Consider the following 16,491-nt stretch of genomic DNA (forward strand, 5'->3'; position numbering starts at 1 on the left):
AGACATCTAAATCTAATTGATAATCAATATCAACAAGACGAGAAAAGCATTACGGATTGTAATAGCTGTTCGCTTAATTACGTATTTTGGCGAATTGTTATCGGAATAAACTGATTTGTTTCTCGACCCTGAAACACGTGTGGCCCACGATAAAGCTAAGATCGCTTGTTGCTAACCGCAGCGCCCCTTGATGTTGGCAACAGGCGATCGCCCTACTTATTTTACTTGCTACATTGCTCATATCGGTGACGGTAGATATGAAACTAAAAAAGCCCTTACGGGCTTTTTTTATGTCTGCAAATAAAGTGTGATTAACGGCGGTTTTTACGAGCACGCGCTCGGCGCTGTTTTTTCTCTTCTTCTTTTGCTGCTTTTTTAGCTTCTGCCGCAGCGCGAAGCTCTGCCACCATGCGCTCTTCTTCTTCAAGCATTGCGGGGGTTTCCATGGTAATTCGACCAATAATGCCATCACGTAATTCATTTATCAGAATTTCTGACATTTTATAGGTATCAATTTGATTCCCACCACGGATACAGCCACGCTTTTTACCGGCCATTTCAACAAATTCCCAGTCAGACTCAGGTAATTCGTCAATCTTATAACGGCTTTTTAAAAGCTCAGGGTATGCGTGCAATAAATACTCCGCCGTGTAGCTTGCCACTTCCTCATAATCAATCGCAGTATCACGAATCGCACCTGTTGCACCTAAACGGTAACCTGAGTTTTCGTTTTCTACTTTTGGCCACAACATGCCTGGCGTGTCGTACAACATAATGCCATCATCAAGTTTAATGCGTTGCTGGGCTTTGGTTACAGCAGGCTCATTACCCGTTTTTGCAACAATTCGGCCAGCTAAAGTATTGATTAGCGTTGATTTACCTACGTTTGGAATGCCCATTATCATGGCTTTTATTTGCTTATCAGCACCCACTTTATGCGGCACTAACTTTTTACAAAGCTCATTAATACGATGCACTTCACCCGCTTTATCATTACCAAAATCAATTGCTTTAACACCGCTTTGTTGTTCAAAGTAGTCTTTCCACGCTTGCGTGAGTTTAGGATCAGCAAGGTCAGCTTTATTCATGATTTTAATAACGGGTTTATCACCGCGAAGCGCTGTAACCATCGGGTTTTCACTACTATAAGGAATACGGGCATCAAGCACCTCAATGATCACATCCATTTGTGGCATGATTTCTTTAATTTCGTTACGGGCTTTGTTCATGTGACCCGGGAACCACTGTATTCCTGCTCTACTCATTTGATTATTAAGCTCTTTAATTTTAAGGCAAATGCCATGGGGTACTTATGTAGGTACTAAAAGCAAAACGATGCAGTTGGTACTTCAGATATTTATCTAAGTTTACTAAAAATAGCGAATAAATTCTTGTTAATATAAATTCATACTTTCTTGACTCCAGCAAACCTGCTCACAGAAAGTAAAATAATTATAAAAATCATAAATACTGACCTTTCCCCAAAACTCTAAACACCTCGCTGGAGAGTTTAAATAACAACTCACACTCTTCAAGAGTTTGAGCGATAAACCTATAGATATCGGGTCCAAATCGGAGCATTGGCCTTCAAATGCCAGCCACTTACTGAACTACCAGCATCGCCAGAACCACAATCTTTCTGAAGTTGCCCTTGCGATAACGATTGTGTATTAACCTCTAAGCCTCCAGCACCTACAGATGTGATCGAGGGAATATTAGAACCGACAACTAACCCGCCATTGATGATCACTTTTGACCCTGCAGTTTTCACTGAACCACCAAGAGTTACATGACCTGTAATATTCCATCCTTCAACACCTAAATTGCTTTGTGACACTATCGATGAATTAGCAATTGGTAAACCAACCCCTTCATCACCCACTAGATCGCCTTCTAATGTACAAAGGTTTGTTGGCACGATATCACCTTGGCACAATGCTTCAGAATTAAAATTAGGAGCAATAAGCTCCCCATGCCCAGATGAGGTAAGCTCAACCCCCCCAATTGTTATAAATGTATTTAGTAGGTTTTTGTCGATACCATTAACTGCGTTATTACTTCCAACACCATTAATTTTTAAAGGACCATCAAACCATGCAACACCAGGCGGAAATGCAGAGATTCCATCTAATTCCCATAGTTGATTATTACGAAAGCAATGCCCGCTCCCCCAACCACATGAAAGAAAGCTTTTACCTCCTATAAAGCGAAGATCTTCTGTTAAAAGATCATAAACGCCATCAATTTGAGTTCCATCGGCTAGCTTTACATTTTGAATGGTTAATAGGCGTTGACCATCAACCACTTCAAAAATGTAATTAGCTGATGGTTTATAATCACTAGCGACCACTTTATTAACCCTGGTATCACAAAAGGGAATTCCCGGTAAACCAGGGCTCAGACCCGGTTTTTTTTGAGTTAGATTTTTTAAAGGAGGTGTTCCTGAATATCCATTGATGTAAAACTCACCAGCAATTTGGCTTGGGTTAAGTAGACTAGGCAAATTCGAACAATTTGAGTTACTGCTGCATCCCCCTTTATTCGCTATTAAGTTACTGCCTCCAATCAAAGAACCTATATTCCCTGTACCAATGCTGAAATTTCCATTTGAAAGAACCGTCGTATAATTAGCATCGTAGCCATCACTTAAAATTTCATGACCCCACAATTGCCCTACATTCAACGTATATATATCTATATTTCCACCTGTGACACCTGTGGCCACAAATTGTAATACTCTTGGTAGAGTAACATTCCCTTCTAGCGAGTCAGCTGCATAAGCTTCCACAAAGCCATTTGATTCATTGATAACAGCATCACTTAAATCAACAAGTACACGTCCACCGGAACTCGTTTCAATTACAAACGGAATATCCTTTGTTGGTACTAAAGTGCCTGTCGTCCATGGAATAGAAGAACCTGTTGTATCTTTAATCAGTTCACCACCCACATTTCCTGTCCCCACTACTCCACCGCTTTCATCTAATACCACTGTGGTAAATGCACCTGCTCTTAGAAAATCGTATGTTCCTTGCCCAGAATTGCCAATATTTATATCACGTGCCCAAACCCCAACATTAGTAGGTTTAGCCATACTCTCAACTTTAAAATTCCCACCCACATATAGACTGGAATGACTTTTTATTCCGCCGCCGTTCATATAAACATCACCACTAACACAACCGGAAATACCACTTTTGGAAGAGTTAGTAAGTTTCAAGCTCCCTTCAACAGCTATGTCCGTTAGCGCATCACCAGATAGAAAGTCAGTCCCGCCTCCCGTCAATTCAGTCGCCCCTCTGAGCACAACCGTTCTATCGATTGCACATGATTTAACGGGTTGCTTTCCTGTTTGTTGCAGTTCAAAAACAGCCTCTATCGCTGAAGTAGCATGCGCTTTCGTACCTTTAACCGCTTCTGCAGTAATTTCAGCATAAAGATATGTTTTATTTGTTAAGTCTTCTTTGTAAAACGAAAGCTGAAGTTCTGGATCACTGATGGTTGGGTTAAGCGTTTGTTGTGTTTTACCAGCTTCGGCTTCAACTTTAACTGGAATTGATTCTAAGAGCTCTGTTAACTCAGAGCTATCAAGAGCACTTAAGTATTTTTTTGTAATATCGACCCCAACCCACGCTTTGCGCTGTGCTTGAGTTTGAGCATGCATAGTCATAGTTTGGTTTTGTGAGCCTTGTATATATCTAAGGGATCCTAAAACTGCAATTGATATAGACACGCCAACAAAGAGCAAAATTGTAATGGTCGCAGCACCATACTGACGTGATTTTATGGTAATTCCGCTCATATAATCCTCTTTATAACGATGCAAAGTTCAGCAAACAAGTTGAGCTTTCAATTTGCCTTAAAACTGAATTTTGAACTCTTACTGTCAGCCTGATCTCGCCTGACACGTCGATGCCAAATGGTTGGCAAGAGGCTCTTGTGGCAATAAATTTAATGGCATCCACATTATCAGCACTATATTGAGAAGGTAGGATAAGTCTTGATGTCGAAGTAATATTCCCCATATTTTTGTCGCAAGATACTCGCCACAGACCCCCTTCTTTATCAGCCCACAAGCCGCTACATTGTTCGTTATCAGCAATATTACTTAACCACAAAACAGTATCACCAATTGCAGTTGAGCCTTGAGGAGCTCCTAATGGTACAAGTTCACTGTTATTTAATACACGTATGTGTGTGCCATAAATGGGCTCTTTGATCCCAAAGCCCGCATCTTGAAGCAACATATGCGCAGCTAATAAAGACGATACTCGCTCACCATCACTACGAGATGACTCTGTTGAAGGCACAACAACTTGAATCGTGTTTCTAAAAATCATCATCATTCCACTCAGTACGAATGAAGAAATTAATAGACCCACTAATAAACTGATGAGTGATAACCCCTGCTGTCGCCTCATTTTACAACCGAGCCTTCTGATATTCGAATGACCCCATCACCACCAAAAAAGTTAATTGATGCTTCATCCTTACTGGTAGATAAAGTAATGACTTTAGTTTTGACAGACGCACTGGAACCATCAACTGCAATAGTGACTTCAGATTCATCACAACTTGCAACCAACTTTACATTCCCCACCCAGTGTAAACTCCCGGGTTCAGTACAAAGAACAGACTCACTCTTTTCTTGAAAGCGCTCTCGCATTTCCAACAAAGCTAAATTATATGTATTCATATAGCGCTGACTCACTAAGCTCCTGCCTAAAACTTGTGCAATTCCAAGAAATAAAATTGCTAAAATCAGCATTGAGATCATAGCCTCTATCAAAGATGCGCCTCTTTGAGAAACCAGCCCTTTATTGTAACGTCCCATTATAACTAACGCCTCCTTTGCTTAGGGTGAAGGCTAGGTCATCACTAAACTGATTATTATTGGTGAGTATCGCTCCACGATTATTTATAGAAATAACCGTTAAATTAGCATTATTAAGAGTCAGTGAAACGCCCTGCGGCCAACTACTCTGCCAAACAATATTACCTGAACATACAGCACCAACGGGTTCGCGTACTTTTAAAGTCTTATCCGATAAATTCATGCACGCAGCCATACTTCCACTACCATACACTTTATCAGGGTTCCTCAATGCCAATGCTTTGGCTTGGCTATAAGCATGACTAAGTTTGCTTTTTGCATCATTGATCTGTGCTTCATATAACCATGATTGAGTAAAAGGCACTGTTACCAACGCCAAAATGCCTATAATACTTACCACCACCATCAGTTCGATAAGTGACAACCCTAATTGTTGTTTTACCAAGAGGTTAATCCTCCACAATGACCTGAGATAGTACGTATACCAGAATGAGATAACGTCAATGTACAATTCGTGCTTGATGCTTTAAGTGTATATGTGCTTGATGTCAGGCTCATAGTGATAGTGTAATTTTTAGAAGCCTGATGCCAATTGACATTATTTGTTGTCGCACCTGCATAGTTTAATTGGCGTTGAAAGCGATTCTCAAGTGCGACAGATAACGCAACTAAATCAGTTCCCGCCACCTTAGCATGACTGCGTTGAATGTAATTTTGATATGATGGAAATGCGATTGTTGCTAATATAGCTGTAATAGCGAGCACTATCATAAGCTCAATTAACGTAAAACCCGAACCACCTAAAAAACGCTTTCTGCCGTAAATAGAATTCATTATAAAACCAAGAAAAATTTTTAATTGCGAACGAGATGACACTTTGTGAAATCTGGTAAACACAATACATTTATAGAGTTAGATAAGTTATGACATTAATTGGTGAGTAAGACCTTTACGATAGCTTCGCATTAGACCTAACTCATTAGAATGATCATCCTTAACCAAATTTAAAACCGAACAACAACGATAAATAACCGTAACGTCTATGCTTTTATTCCATCCTGAATAACTCAGTCTAAAGTATAGTATTAATTTCCCAAATCAAATACAACTATTGCTATTATAATATTATTTCAAGTGTTTATCTTTCGCTTTCCTCAGCTGTATCGATGACTCACTTACGACTAAACTCTGGCCACGTGTTTAGTTACGCAGAATACTCAATTCGCGAAACTCCCTCCTGTGGTAAATTTATAAATGCTTAAAATGGTCTAATGATATTTTCTGCATAACGATATTAAAAATTCTTGTTTTTAACTGGCTCAGCAGTTAATTGCGCTATAATGACGCAAATTTTTTCAAGTAAGCAGTTATGGCTCTTAAATCAACCATTATAAAAGCACACATATCGCTGAGCGATATGGACCGACACCTGTATCAAGATTTCAATCTAACCCTTGCACAGCACCCATCAGAGACCGAGCAGCGCCTGATGATCCGCTTGCTGGCATTTGCACTCAATGCCCGTGAAGGGTTGGAGTTTACCAAAGGCTTGTGTGCTGATGATGAACCAGAGCTTTGGCACATAAACTACAGCGAAGAAATTGAGTTATGGATTGAGCTTGGTTTACCTGATGAAAAGCGTTTGAAAAAAGCCTCTAACAAAGCTAAACAGGTTATTTTGTATACTTACGGCGAAAATAACCAAACTATTTGGTGGCAAAAGCATCAACCTAAGTTGTATGATTTTAAAAACTTAAGTATTTTTAGCCTCGATTATGCTGCGACTCAAGCATTAGCCGCACTGGCAGACCGTAATATTAAGCTTACGATTACGATTCAAGACGGTGAGGTATGGGTGAGCTCAGACACAGCAAATATCGAAATTAAACCTCAGCAACTCATGTAAGGAATGCGATGGCAATTAGGCAGGTTGTAGTATTACACGGACTTTATATGTCGGGCTTTGTGATGCGCCCTCTGTGCGCACGTCTTGAGAAATCAGGGCTTAATATACTCAATTTGACCTACAATACGCTGTCGCCAAATAGAACGGCTATTTTTGACAAGATTGACCGCTTTATTAATGGCAAACCCACAGCAATGGTGTGTCATTCAATGGGCGGTTTAGTTGCCCGGGCCTACCTTGAAGCAAACTCGCTACAAAGCAAACATGTTGAAAAAGTCATTACCTTAGGCACGCCTCATAAAGGCAGCCATATTGCTAAGCAAATGCAGCAAAAAGGCTTCGATATGTTACTTAAAAATAGTGTCGAGTTTTTGTTGTCTGAAAATGGCGACTGGCCGTTTAATGCCAAGCTTTATAGTATTGCAGGCGACTTACCCATTGGATTAATGCCGCTCATTGCTAAAGGCAGTGCCTCCGATGGCACAGTGCTTATAGATGAAACCAAACTCAATGGCATGGCAGAGCACAAGGTGTTTCATTTAAGTCACACCAGTATGATCTACTCACGCCAAGTCATGGATTACATTATTAAGCTTATCAATCAACGTTAGCTGTATTTTATTTCTCAGCACTTGCGGCAACTTTGTAAGAAATTAATACAATAATCCCCAGGATCAGCGGCACCGGCGCAGCGATATAACCAAAGGTGTCAAAATTAGCAAAACTTGCCCCTGCAAGATGACCAACTAAACCGATTACAAACGCAAGTAATGCGATAACAACAACCACTATTTCTGCTTTGTTTTCTTTTACTGTTTTACCGTCCATTTTTGTTCTCCTAGCTAAATGCGGTAAAGGTATTATGCGCTTCTGTTGCGTTGATTTTTTGACCTAAATCAAGTTCTAAATCGGCATGTATATTAGCTAAAGCAAAACTTGTTTTAGATCATATTTTCACCTTCATTAAAAAATAATCACTTTTTATGGTGGTTTTTTGCGTCATTTGCCCCAAGTTTATAAAAGAGTACTTCGAGGTTATGCTGATAGTGGACGACTGATTCAACATGCGCATTGATAGCTAAAACCTATCACCTTGTTCGAATTAAACCATTTTACAGATTAATAAAAATGGCCAATACTTGATATCACGCACTAGCAAGTAACCTATTCACGATTATTTTTAAGGAGCTAATCTATGTCACAGGTAAATGCAATTGGTTTAAACAGCGCAAAAAGTGAAGATATCGTAAAATCTCTCAATACTTTATTAAGCTGCTACCAAATTCAATATATGAATGCACGTGGCTTTCATTGGAATATTAAAGGTCGTAACTTTTTTGAATTACACCTTAAATTTGAAGAAATTTATAACCTACTTCTTGAAAAAGTAGATGAAATTGCAGAGCGTATTTTGACACTTGGTGGCGCACCTGTTCATGCGTTTTCAGAATACCTCGAAGCAAGTAAGATTAATGAAGCGAAGAACATTACTGAAGGCACCGCAGCCGTTGAAAACCTATTAGCAGGTTACAGCACACTTATTCAAATGCAGCGCGAAATTTTAACAGAAGCTGGCGATGCTGATGACGAAGGGACTGCATCACTAATGAGTGATTACATTAAAGAACAAGAAAAACTTGTTTGGATGTTAAAAGCTTACTTAGGCTAGGCCCTTACTTTACATCACTTGAAAAGCCCTCTATGAGGGCTTTTTTATTTTAACCACTTTCTCAGGTGACTGTATTCTGGCCTGTCTTCAAAAAAGCTATCAGCATTGTGATGGAAGTTAATATCCATATCGACACCCGACCATATTGTCTCGAGTAAATTGCGCGCAATTATATTTGCTTTGATATAGTCAACGCGTTTGTAACCACGTGCTTTTATAGCTTGAAAATACGCCTTCGCGGTTTCAATACTATCTGCCGTTGCTAATTCAAATTGCGCTAAATTAACAACAGCATACTGAATTGAGTGCTCAGGGTATTTCATTATTTCTTGAGCAACTTCAACACTAAACGAAGCAACAGCTTCTTTATTAAAACTGCCACTTATTTCCACATAAATCACTGGCGGTTCAATAAAGTAACACCAATCACCGTGGGCTTTAAACATGCTCACCCCTTAAAATACAACTTAAGTTTTGCACTTATAGGTGTTATCTAAGCTTTAATTCGATAATAAAGCAATAAAAAATGCGATTTCAAGAGCCTTTTCTTCAAGGCTTTTAAAACGACCCGACGCACCACCATGACCTGCATCCATATCTGTTTTAAAGACAAGAATGTTGTCATCTGTTTTCATCTCGCGAAGTTTAGCCACCCATTTCATGGGCTCCCAATACTGTACTTGTGAATCATGAAAGCCCGTCGTCACTAAAATATTAGGGTACGCTTGCGCCTTAATATTGTCATACGGAGAATAGGCCTGAATCACATCATAATACGCGGGGTCGTTCGGGTTTCCCCACTCATCATACTCGTTAGTCGTAAGCGGAATGCTTTCATCTAACATGGTCGTCAAAACATCTAAAAATGGCACATGACAGCCAATGCCTAAATAAAGCTCGGGTGCTTGGTTAACGACGGCGCCCATTAATAGACCTCCAGCACTGCCACCCGACGCACAGACTTTTGCAGGGTGTGCGTACCCTTGCTTGGTTAACGCTCGCGTAATATCGATAAAGTCATTAAAGCTATTTTGCTTGTGCTGTTTTTTACCTTGTTCGTACCAACTACGCCCCAGCATTTCACCACCGCGAATATGAGCAATCGCATACACGAAGCCACGATCGAGTAAGCTCAATGAACTACTAGAAAAGCTCGGATCGATAGTAATGCCATACGCACCATACCCATATTGCAGCAATGGATTTGTGCCGTCTTTTTTAAACTTATCGATGCGGTAAACCAGTGATACAGGTACTTGTTCGCCATCTCTTGCCGTCACCATGATACGTTCTGAACGGTACTTTTCTGGTTTAAACTCACCCAATACCTGTTGTTGTTTTAATAAGGTTTTTTGCCCTGTATTTAAATCAACATCATACAGTGATCCCGGTGTCGTCAGACTCGAATAATAAATACGCGCAGAGCGTACGTTGGGTTCTGGGTTCATTGCAATTGCAGCGTAATAACAGGGATCATCAAACTCTAAAGTGAGTCGCTCACCGTGCTTATTCACCACAACAAATCGTGTTTGTCCTAGCTCTCGCTCAGTTAAAATTAAATAATCATCAAATATCTCTACACCTTCTAGTAACACATTGTCGCGGTGTGGAGTGTGTTCTTGCCAAAGTGATTTATCTGCGATTGTACTTAACGTAGCCGTCATTAAACGAAAGTTTTTTGCCTGCCAGTTAGTCACGATATAAAACGTATCACCTAGCTTATCTACATCAAACTCATGGCCTTCTTCACGTGGTGTTAACGCACTAAATTCACCACATGGATTGTTGGCATCAAGCACCCATGTATCACTGGTTTCTGTGGTCGCAAGATCAATGATAATAAGGCTTTCATCACGGCTTTTGCCAAGTCCCATAAAAAAGCTTTTATCTTGCTCTTCATACACCAATACATCGTCGGCCTGAGGCGTGCCTAACACATGGCGAAAAACCTGAAAACCAAGCAAGGTTTGCAGATCTTTTTTCACGTAAAATACGGTGTTACTGTCGTTTGCCCACACGACTTGCCCTTCGGTGTTTTCGAGTACATCAGTAAACATGTCACCTGTGGCAAGGTGTTTAAATCGTACCGTATAAACACGTCGGCCTTCAGTATCCTCTGAGTAAGCAAGCAACTGCTCATTTGGACTAATGGCCACTTCGCCCAGCTCGTAAAACTCAAACTCACCGGCTAATTGGTTTACGTCTAATAGTAACTGCTTATCATGGGCGTCAATTGAGCTACTGCGGTAGTGGCGGGCATATTCATCATCGCCACGTACTTCTGAATGATACCAATACGTTCCATCTTTTACGGGTACGGTATTATCGTCTTTTACAATACGCCCTTTTAGCTCATCAAATAGCTGCTCACGAAGTGGCTTTATACCTGCAAGCTGCTTTTCACAATAATCATTCTCGGCATGCAAATGAGTTAATACTTCGGTATTTTGTCGTTCATCATCGCGCATCCAATAGTAATTATCGATGCGAGTAAACTGATGAGTGCTTAAGGAATGAGGCTGTTTTTTAGCAACCGGCGGATGCGCTAATAATGACAATGAATACGAACTTGATGACACAAAGAAACCACAATTAAAAAACGAATTAAACCGAGTTTACCATAGAAGCTTGGCCAATTCGCTTAACAAATGGGTATAAAAAAGCCCACTCAAATTGAGTGGGCTAAGCAATGCTAAAATAGCATTTAGGGGGAAAACGGTTAATGCGATATCTGCTGCCATGCCATGGCCCAACTTTTGCCAACTCCCGGTTCAAACAACGGGTTATGTGAATCTTTAACACGACAAAATTCACTAAATGGCCAAGGCTTACACCTATAAATGTGGCCTGTTTTAGGCTGTAGCACTTTTACACCAGCACTGTAATCACTGCATGCCTGTGGGTAAACATAATCATAATATTGTGGATTATCGACCGCGCGTTCTTTACATTTCGCGATGCAGTTAAACGCCACTTTTGCATGTGTTATGCCCGAACCTTCAAGGGCATAAATTTGGTTTGAGCGGTATGCAACCACCAAACCTTGTTCGGTCATTTTTCCGGCCTCAACCAGTGGAATGTGCACGTTTATATGCTCGGCAACTAAACGTGGCCAATTATGAGGCTCACCTTCATCCGTACTGGTGATCCGGTAATTGAATGATAAATCGACTAGCTCTCCTTGCATGTCATAAAAGGTTACGACCACCGTGTCCCCAACAAAAAGCTGAGTATGATGGTTCAAGCAACCAATCGGTAACCACTTTCCAGAGGCCAATGACGAATGCATAAACAAAGTAACACCCTAAGAACAACTAATAGGTACTATCCAACAATAACCGAACAAAATAAATACATTTTTTAGTTTGAGGCAAAAGATCCAAAGCCCGAAGAATATGCGCTTATCGGCGGCCCCGCTATCATAGTTTTGTTAACAAAACCTTAGACCGGAAACTTTGCGTCCTAACTTTTCAGTTAGTTTGCCAAAAACTGAGTTGAGTATAATCGCGACCGGAAAACAAATCAAACAAAAGAATGTAACCAAAACATACATATAACTATTAAGTACTAGCAAATGCAGATACAAAAAAGCCAACCCGGAGGTTGGCTTTTAAACATTATCTTAACTTAATCTCTTACTGGCTTAGCGCTTGGAAATAACTCACGCACCGAGCGAAAGAAACGTAAGAATACGTGCCCAACGTCACTCATCACAATGTATAAGCAAGGGACAAGCACTAGGGTAATCAACGTTGCAAACATCACAGCAAAACCCAGTGCGACCGCCATCGGAATAACAAACTTCGCTTGTAGGCTTGTTTCAAACATGATCGGCAACACACCGGCAAACGTTGTAATTGAGGTTAGGGTTATAGCCCTAAAACGTGCACACCCCGCCTCGATAACGGCTTGACGAGTTGAAATGCCTTCTCGTCTCGCTTGGTTTACAAAGTCTGTCATTACTAAGGAGTCATTAATAACCACCCCAGCAGCTGCAATTAAACCAAAGCCCGACATTAAACTAATATCTAGGCCAAACCAAAAATGACCCCATATAGCGCCTGTTAAACTAAATGGAATAACTGACATCACAATCAACGGCTGTGAATAGCTCTTAAGTGGGACTGCAAGCAAAATATACACAAGTATCATACCGCCAATGAAGAACATTAATTGCTCGTTTGCTTGCGCTTGTTGCTCTTCAATTGAGCCTCCTAACTCAGTTTTCACTGATGGGTACTCTTCTTTTAATTGTGGTAATAAAGTGTCTTCAACTTGTTTAACAACGGCACCCGGCTCAATGGCTTCTTCATCAATACTGCCGTAAATATAAACCGTACGATAACCGCCTTCGCGGCGAATATAGCTGATGCCCGGTTTTTCGGTTAGTTCAACCACGTCACCTAGCATAACTTCTTTACCCGCAGGGGTTGTGATTACAGCATGCTTTAAAGAGGCAAACGCTTCACGTGTGAGCTTAGGGTAACGCACCATTACACGCACCTCTTCACCACGACGAATAACACGTTGTGCTTCACCACCATAGAAGCTTGCGCCGACTTGATTAGCAATATTTGCTAAGTCTAACCCTAAGTCATACGCCACAGGTTTTAAGCTGAGCTGTACTTCTTTACTGGCTGGGTCGATAGTCGAGCTAATATCAAAAAGCCCTTTTTGCTGTTGTAATAACTGAATAAAGCGACGGCCTGCATCATTTAAGGTATCAATGTCTGGGCCATAAAGTAGATAACCAAACTCGCCATCACTGCCACCGCCATTCACGTCATCGTAAATTTGCAAAGACTTAACCCCCGCAATGCTTGGCATTTGTTCACGCCAGCGGCGTGATAGCTCAAAGGCATTATATGGACGAAGGTCTTCATCAACCAACGGCGCTAAAATTTGTGCTTCCGTTCGGCCTTGATTAAATACCAAAATATCGCGGATCAGTTTTTGGCCAAACTCACGCTCAGTTTCCTGATCAACTCTTAACACCATGGCTTCAATTTCACGAACCGCATCAATTGTTTGAATGTCCGACGCATTTTCGTTCATCTCTAAACGAATTTGTGGGAAATCATGAGGTACCTTTGGTGTTGGCACCACGCGCACTTGATTAGAAGAAATCAGGCCAAAGGTTAAAATTAATAGGCCAATGAATGAAAACAACACAAACCAGCGCCACTCTACACAACGTACGATAAATGCTTTATATGGGCCGTTTACAAATTTGAAAAAACGCTTATTAAAACGGGCACGCCAGCTATTTGGGTTAATAGGTGGAAACTTCGTGTGCGCAATGTGAGCCGGTAGAATCAGTTTAGATTCAATTAAGCTGAATATTAAACACAGTATAACCACCACTGCGATACCAAAGAAAAACGCACTTTCGGGGCCACTTGATAATGTAAACGGTGCAAACACCGCGATGGTCGTTAATACGCCAAAGGTTGCTGGTGTTGCAACTCGCTTAGCACCATTCACCACATTAACAACGCCTCCCCCTTTTTTCTCAATTTCGGTGTAGGCGCTTTCCCCTATGACGATGGCATCGTCGACCACGATCCCCAGTACCATAATGAAGGCAAATAACGACACAATATTAATACTGATCCCAAAGAGCGGCATCATCATCATCGCCCCTAAGAAACACACGGGTAAACCAATCATTACCCACAGTGCTAACTTAAAGCGTAAGAAAATCGACAACATAATGGCAACCAAAATCGCCCCTTGGATCAGGTTGGTTTTCATCATGTCTAAACGCGCATTAAGATAGTATGTCATATCCATGAGCGGCTCTAGGCGCAAACCAACTGGCAGCTCTTTATTTTTCTTTTCTATAAAGGCTTTAACAGAGTCTGCAACGGGGATCATGTTCTGCTCTTTCGTTGCTTTTACCGATAAATAAACCGCATTCTCGCCATTAAATTTAAAGTAGCGTTCACCTTCGATAAATTGATCTTTAATTACGGCAATATCTTGCAACAGGACTTTCGCACCATTTTCACCAATTTTAACGGGAATTTGGCGGAATTCGTCACCGCTGTAATATTGATTTTCAACACGCACAGAAATAATACCTGCATCTGTGCGTAATTGACCCGCCGAAATGTTAGCCGAGTAACGACGCACCGCATTAGCAACATCGCTTAATGTCAGGTTGTATTGACGCAACGAATCAGGGTCTATTTCAATCGCAATCTCATCAAGTGGCACATCGTTTTGTACCAAGGACACATTCGATAATTGCAGTAGCTCATCTTCAATTTGATTAGCAACCGGTTTTAACTCAGTCAGCGGAATATCACCGACCAAGGTCATACCAATGACGTCTTGACGAAACTCGACCTGACTAATGGTAACGGGTTCCATACCTGCAGGAAATGTTGCAATACCGTCAACACGCAGCTTTACTTTATCAAGTACATCTGTGAGTTCTGCATCGGTATTAATCTCTAAACTTGCTCGTCCATTGTTGCGAAACGCACGATACACACCTCGTTTGATTTCGGTGATGTCTTTTAACGATTCTTCTATCTTGATCAGAATACTTTCTTCAATTTCTTGCGGTGATGCACCCGGATAATTGGCTTGTATCTCAATGTAGTTAATTTCGACATTCGGGAACATCTGACGCTGAATCGTAAAATAACTAATAATCCCCATGATAACGATAAAGACCATCATGAGGTTCGCAGCAACCGAGTTATTGGCAAAGTAGGCAATAATGCCAGACTGTTTTTCTGTGTTTTCGTCTGTCATAGCGCCACCTTAAAGCTTTTCAACCGCTGCAGTATTCTCTGCATCGCTCGTCATTTCTTTCATGCCTGCAATTTTCACTTCCATACCCGCTTGCGGGTATTCCGGTAATGTAAGCACCAATTGATCATTAACTTGTAAGCCGTCACTGATATAGAAAAACTCACCTTCTTCACGCACTACCGTGACTTTACGAGGCTCAAGTTTTTGCTCGTCATTTACAACCCAAACCGTTTGATTATTAACAAGTGATTGCGGTAAACGGTAAATATTTTGCAGTGTTTCACCCGCGAAGCTAACTTGCACATAAGCACCAAACTTAATCGGCTGTACGTCATGCTTGAGACCATATGGATCGTTCACTCGTATCACCAAATTACTCATACGCGTCGCATTATCAACAACCCCTAGATCGCGGTCTATCACCGCTTCACGTGTAAAGCTGTTTAAACCTTTATTAATAATCGTCGCCTTAACACCTTTAAGGCGTTTCGGTAAAAACACACTATCAAAACCAGCAATAGGAACAATGATTTCGGCACTTTCAATGTTATTAAGTTCAGCAACTTGGCTTCCCACGTTAATGTATTGACCTACACCAATCTCACGGTTAATGACCAATGCATCGTAAGGTGCTCTCACTTCACAGCGAGCAAGGTCACGCTCAGCGCGTTTCAATGCAGCTTGTGCTGATTTTACAGCCGCTTGGGCACTTAATACTTGCGGTTTACGAAGGAATAAGTCTGTGCGTTCACGCTCTGGGTAACGTTTTGCTTCATCCTGTGCAACCTTTGCTTGTGCTTGCTCTTCAATCAATGCCGCTTGCGCACTTGCAAGCGAAGCCTCTGCTTGTAATACAGCAGCTTCGTAGTTATCTTTTTCAATAGTAAATAACACTTCACCACGCGCGACGATTCCGCCCGCAACAAAATTTGGATGCCAACTGGTCACTTCACCTGCAACTTGCGATGCAATCAGGGTACTTTCAAGTGGCTTCACTTCACCGTAACTGTTAATAATCACTTGGTGATCATCACTAGAAACAGCTTCAACTTTCACGAGAGGACGCACATCAACTTCATCCTTATCTTGTGGCTCTTGGGCAATCGCATTGATCCCCATAAAACCAGCAATACCAATGAATAAAGCGATAATAGGTAACGTCCATTTTAATAAATTCGTGCGCATAACTTACACCTTTAATATTTTAACTGGTCCTATCATACCAAAGCTGACAGAAACATTAATGTGACATTTGTAAGTAACTGTTACAAACAGACATAGAATGACACCGTTCAGATTAAAGTGACGTATAAAACA

15 protein-coding genes and 1 riboswitch are annotated in these 16,491 nt (G+C 41.0%); of the genes, 3 read left to right on the top strand and 12 right to left on the bottom strand.

The genetic code is table 11. The features are described from left to right. Positions 1–311: 311 nt before the first annotated feature. The 6 genes from ylqF to JIG41_RS23040 form a co-directional block, all read right to left on the bottom strand. Positions 312–1,265, bottom strand: coding sequence for a ribosome biogenesis GTPase YlqF (gene ylqF, locus JIG41_RS07180; RefSeq protein ID WP_199524493.1), 954 nt, complete (start codon positions 1,263–1,265; stop codon positions 312–314). A 287-nt stretch (positions 1,266–1,552) separates the two neighbouring features. Further along, a complete protein-coding gene (locus JIG41_RS07185; protein ID WP_199524494.1) occupies positions 1,553–3,802 on the bottom strand; it encodes a hypothetical protein in 2,250 nt (749 codons plus the stop codon). Between the two features lie 10 nt (positions 3,803–3,812). After that, on the bottom strand, positions 3,813–4,421 hold the full coding sequence (locus JIG41_RS07190) for a PilW family protein (RefSeq protein WP_199524495.1): 609 nt from the start codon (positions 4,419–4,421) through the stop codon (positions 3,813–3,815). After that, the gene (locus tag JIG41_RS07195) at positions 4,418–4,834 is read right to left on the bottom strand and encodes a prepilin-type N-terminal cleavage/methylation domain-containing protein (protein ID WP_199524496.1); all 417 of its coding nucleotides are present in this window, start codon (positions 4,832–4,834) and stop codon (positions 4,418–4,420) included. Before JIG41_RS07195 ends, JIG41_RS07190 begins: the two co-directional genes overlap by 4 nt. Next, on the bottom strand, positions 4,818–5,279 hold the full coding sequence (locus tag JIG41_RS07200) for a Tfp pilus assembly protein FimT/FimU (RefSeq protein ID WP_199524497.1): 462 nt from the start codon (positions 5,277–5,279) through the stop codon (positions 4,818–4,820). The genes JIG41_RS07195 and JIG41_RS07200 overlap by 17 nt, the downstream gene beginning before the upstream one ends. Beyond that, entirely contained in the window at positions 5,273–5,668 is a 396-nt protein-coding gene (locus JIG41_RS23040; protein ID WP_199524498.1) for a type IV pilin protein, read from the bottom strand. Before JIG41_RS23040 ends, JIG41_RS07200 begins: the two co-directional genes overlap by 7 nt. A 535-nt stretch (positions 5,669–6,203) precedes the next feature. Here JIG41_RS23040 and JIG41_RS07210 point away from each other — a divergent pair. Both JIG41_RS07210 and JIG41_RS07215 read left to right on the top strand, forming a co-directional pair. Further along, a complete protein-coding gene (locus JIG41_RS07210; protein ID WP_199524499.1) occupies positions 6,204–6,740 on the top strand; it encodes a YaeQ family protein in 537 nt (178 codons plus the stop codon). 8 nt (positions 6,741–6,748) lie between these two features. Beyond that, the gene (locus JIG41_RS07215; RefSeq protein WP_065979470.1) at positions 6,749–7,351 is read left to right on the top strand and encodes an alpha/beta hydrolase; all 603 of its coding nucleotides are present in this window, start codon (positions 6,749–6,751) and stop codon (positions 7,349–7,351) included. Positions 7,352–7,358: 7 nt separating this feature from the next. Here the strand turns inward: JIG41_RS07215 and JIG41_RS07220 are convergent, their stop codons facing one another. Next, entirely contained in the window at positions 7,359–7,568 is a 210-nt protein-coding gene (locus tag JIG41_RS07220) for a hypothetical protein (protein WP_036973582.1), read from the bottom strand. A gap of 367 nt (positions 7,569–7,935) precedes the next feature. Here JIG41_RS07220 and JIG41_RS07225 point away from each other — a divergent pair, with 367 nt between their 5' ends. Further along, the gene (locus tag JIG41_RS07225) at positions 7,936–8,409 is read left to right on the top strand and encodes a Dps family protein (protein ID WP_065979471.1); all 474 of its coding nucleotides are present in this window, start codon (positions 7,936–7,938) and stop codon (positions 8,407–8,409) included. Between the two features lie 44 nt (positions 8,410–8,453). Here the strand turns inward: JIG41_RS07225 and JIG41_RS07230 are convergent, their stop codons facing one another. The 5 genes from JIG41_RS07230 to JIG41_RS07250 all read right to left on the bottom strand — a co-directional run bounded on the left by JIG41_RS07230 (position 8,454) and on the right by JIG41_RS07250 (position 16,359). Beyond that, positions 8,454–8,855, bottom strand: a complete 402-nt coding sequence (locus JIG41_RS07230; RefSeq protein WP_036973584.1) for a hypothetical protein — start codon at positions 8,853–8,855, stop codon at positions 8,454–8,456. 54 nt (positions 8,856–8,909) lie between these two features. Continuing rightward, positions 8,910–10,988, bottom strand: coding sequence for a S9 family peptidase (locus JIG41_RS07235; RefSeq protein ID WP_036973585.1), 2,079 nt, complete (start codon positions 10,986–10,988; stop codon positions 8,910–8,912). A 140-nt stretch (positions 10,989–11,128) separates the two neighbouring features. Beyond that, positions 11,129–11,698 (bottom strand): chitin-binding protein, encoded by a 570-nt coding sequence (locus tag JIG41_RS07240; protein ID WP_199524500.1) that lies wholly within the window; start codon positions 11,696–11,698, stop codon positions 11,129–11,131. 114 nt (positions 11,699–11,812) lie between these two features. Further along, positions 11,813–11,903, bottom strand: a riboswitch (cyclic di-GMP riboswitch). A 133-nt stretch (positions 11,904–12,036) separates the two neighbouring features. After that, on the bottom strand, positions 12,037–15,174 hold the full coding sequence (locus JIG41_RS07245; RefSeq protein WP_036973587.1) for an efflux RND transporter permease subunit: 3,138 nt from the start codon (positions 15,172–15,174) through the stop codon (positions 12,037–12,039). Positions 15,175–15,183: 9 nt separating this feature from the next. Beyond that, positions 15,184–16,359: an efflux RND transporter periplasmic adaptor subunit gene (locus JIG41_RS07250; protein ID WP_036973588.1), complete on the bottom strand. Its 1,176-nt coding sequence runs from the start codon at positions 16,357–16,359 to the stop codon at positions 15,184–15,186. Between the last annotated feature and the right edge of the window lie 132 nt (positions 16,360–16,491).

It is taken from the genome of Pseudoalteromonas sp. bablab_jr011, from assembly GCF_016464045.1.
GTDB lineage: Bacteria > Pseudomonadota > Gammaproteobacteria > Enterobacterales > Alteromonadaceae > Pseudoalteromonas > Pseudoalteromonas lipolytica.

Excerpts from the sequence above, each read along its gene's own strand:
- ylqF (WP_199524493.1), bottom strand. The coding sequence starts at position 1,265 with ATGAGTAGAGCAGGAATACAGTGGTTCCCGGGTCACATGAACAAAGCC.
- JIG41_RS07185 (WP_199524494.1), bottom strand. The coding sequence starts at position 3,802 with ATGAGCGGAATTACCATAAAATCACGTCAGTATGGTGCTGCGACCATT.
- JIG41_RS07190 (WP_199524495.1), bottom strand. The coding sequence starts at position 4,421 with ATGAGGCGACAGCAGGGGTTATCACTCATCAGTTTATTAGTGGGTCTA.
- JIG41_RS07195 (WP_199524496.1), bottom strand. The coding sequence starts at position 4,834 with ATGGGACGTTACAATAAAGGGCTGGTTTCTCAAAGAGGCGCATCTTTG.
- JIG41_RS23040 (WP_199524498.1), bottom strand. The coding sequence starts at position 5,668 with ATGAATTCTATTTACGGCAGAAAGCGTTTTTTAGGTGGTTCGGGTTTT.
- JIG41_RS07210 (WP_199524499.1), top strand. The coding sequence starts at position 6,204 with ATGGCTCTTAAATCAACCATTATAAAAGCACACATATCGCTGAGCGAT.
- JIG41_RS07215 (WP_065979470.1), top strand. The coding sequence starts at position 6,749 with ATGGCAATTAGGCAGGTTGTAGTATTACACGGACTTTATATGTCGGGC.
- JIG41_RS07220 (WP_036973582.1), bottom strand. The coding sequence starts at position 7,568 with ATGGACGGTAAAACAGTAAAAGAAAACAAAGCAGAAATAGTGGTTGTT.
- JIG41_RS07225 (WP_065979471.1), top strand. The coding sequence starts at position 7,936 with ATGTCACAGGTAAATGCAATTGGTTTAAACAGCGCAAAAAGTGAAGAT.
- JIG41_RS07230 (WP_036973584.1), bottom strand. The coding sequence starts at position 8,855 with ATGTTTAAAGCCCACGGTGATTGGTGTTACTTTATTGAACCGCCAGTG.
- JIG41_RS07240 (WP_199524500.1), bottom strand. The coding sequence starts at position 11,698 with ATGCATTCGTCATTGGCCTCTGGAAAGTGGTTACCGATTGGTTGCTTG.
- JIG41_RS07245 (WP_036973587.1), bottom strand. The coding sequence starts at position 15,174 with ATGACAGACGAAAACACAGAAAAACAGTCTGGCATTATTGCCTACTTT.
- JIG41_RS07250 (WP_036973588.1), bottom strand. The coding sequence starts at position 16,359 with ATGCGCACGAATTTATTAAAATGGACGTTACCTATTATCGCTTTATTC.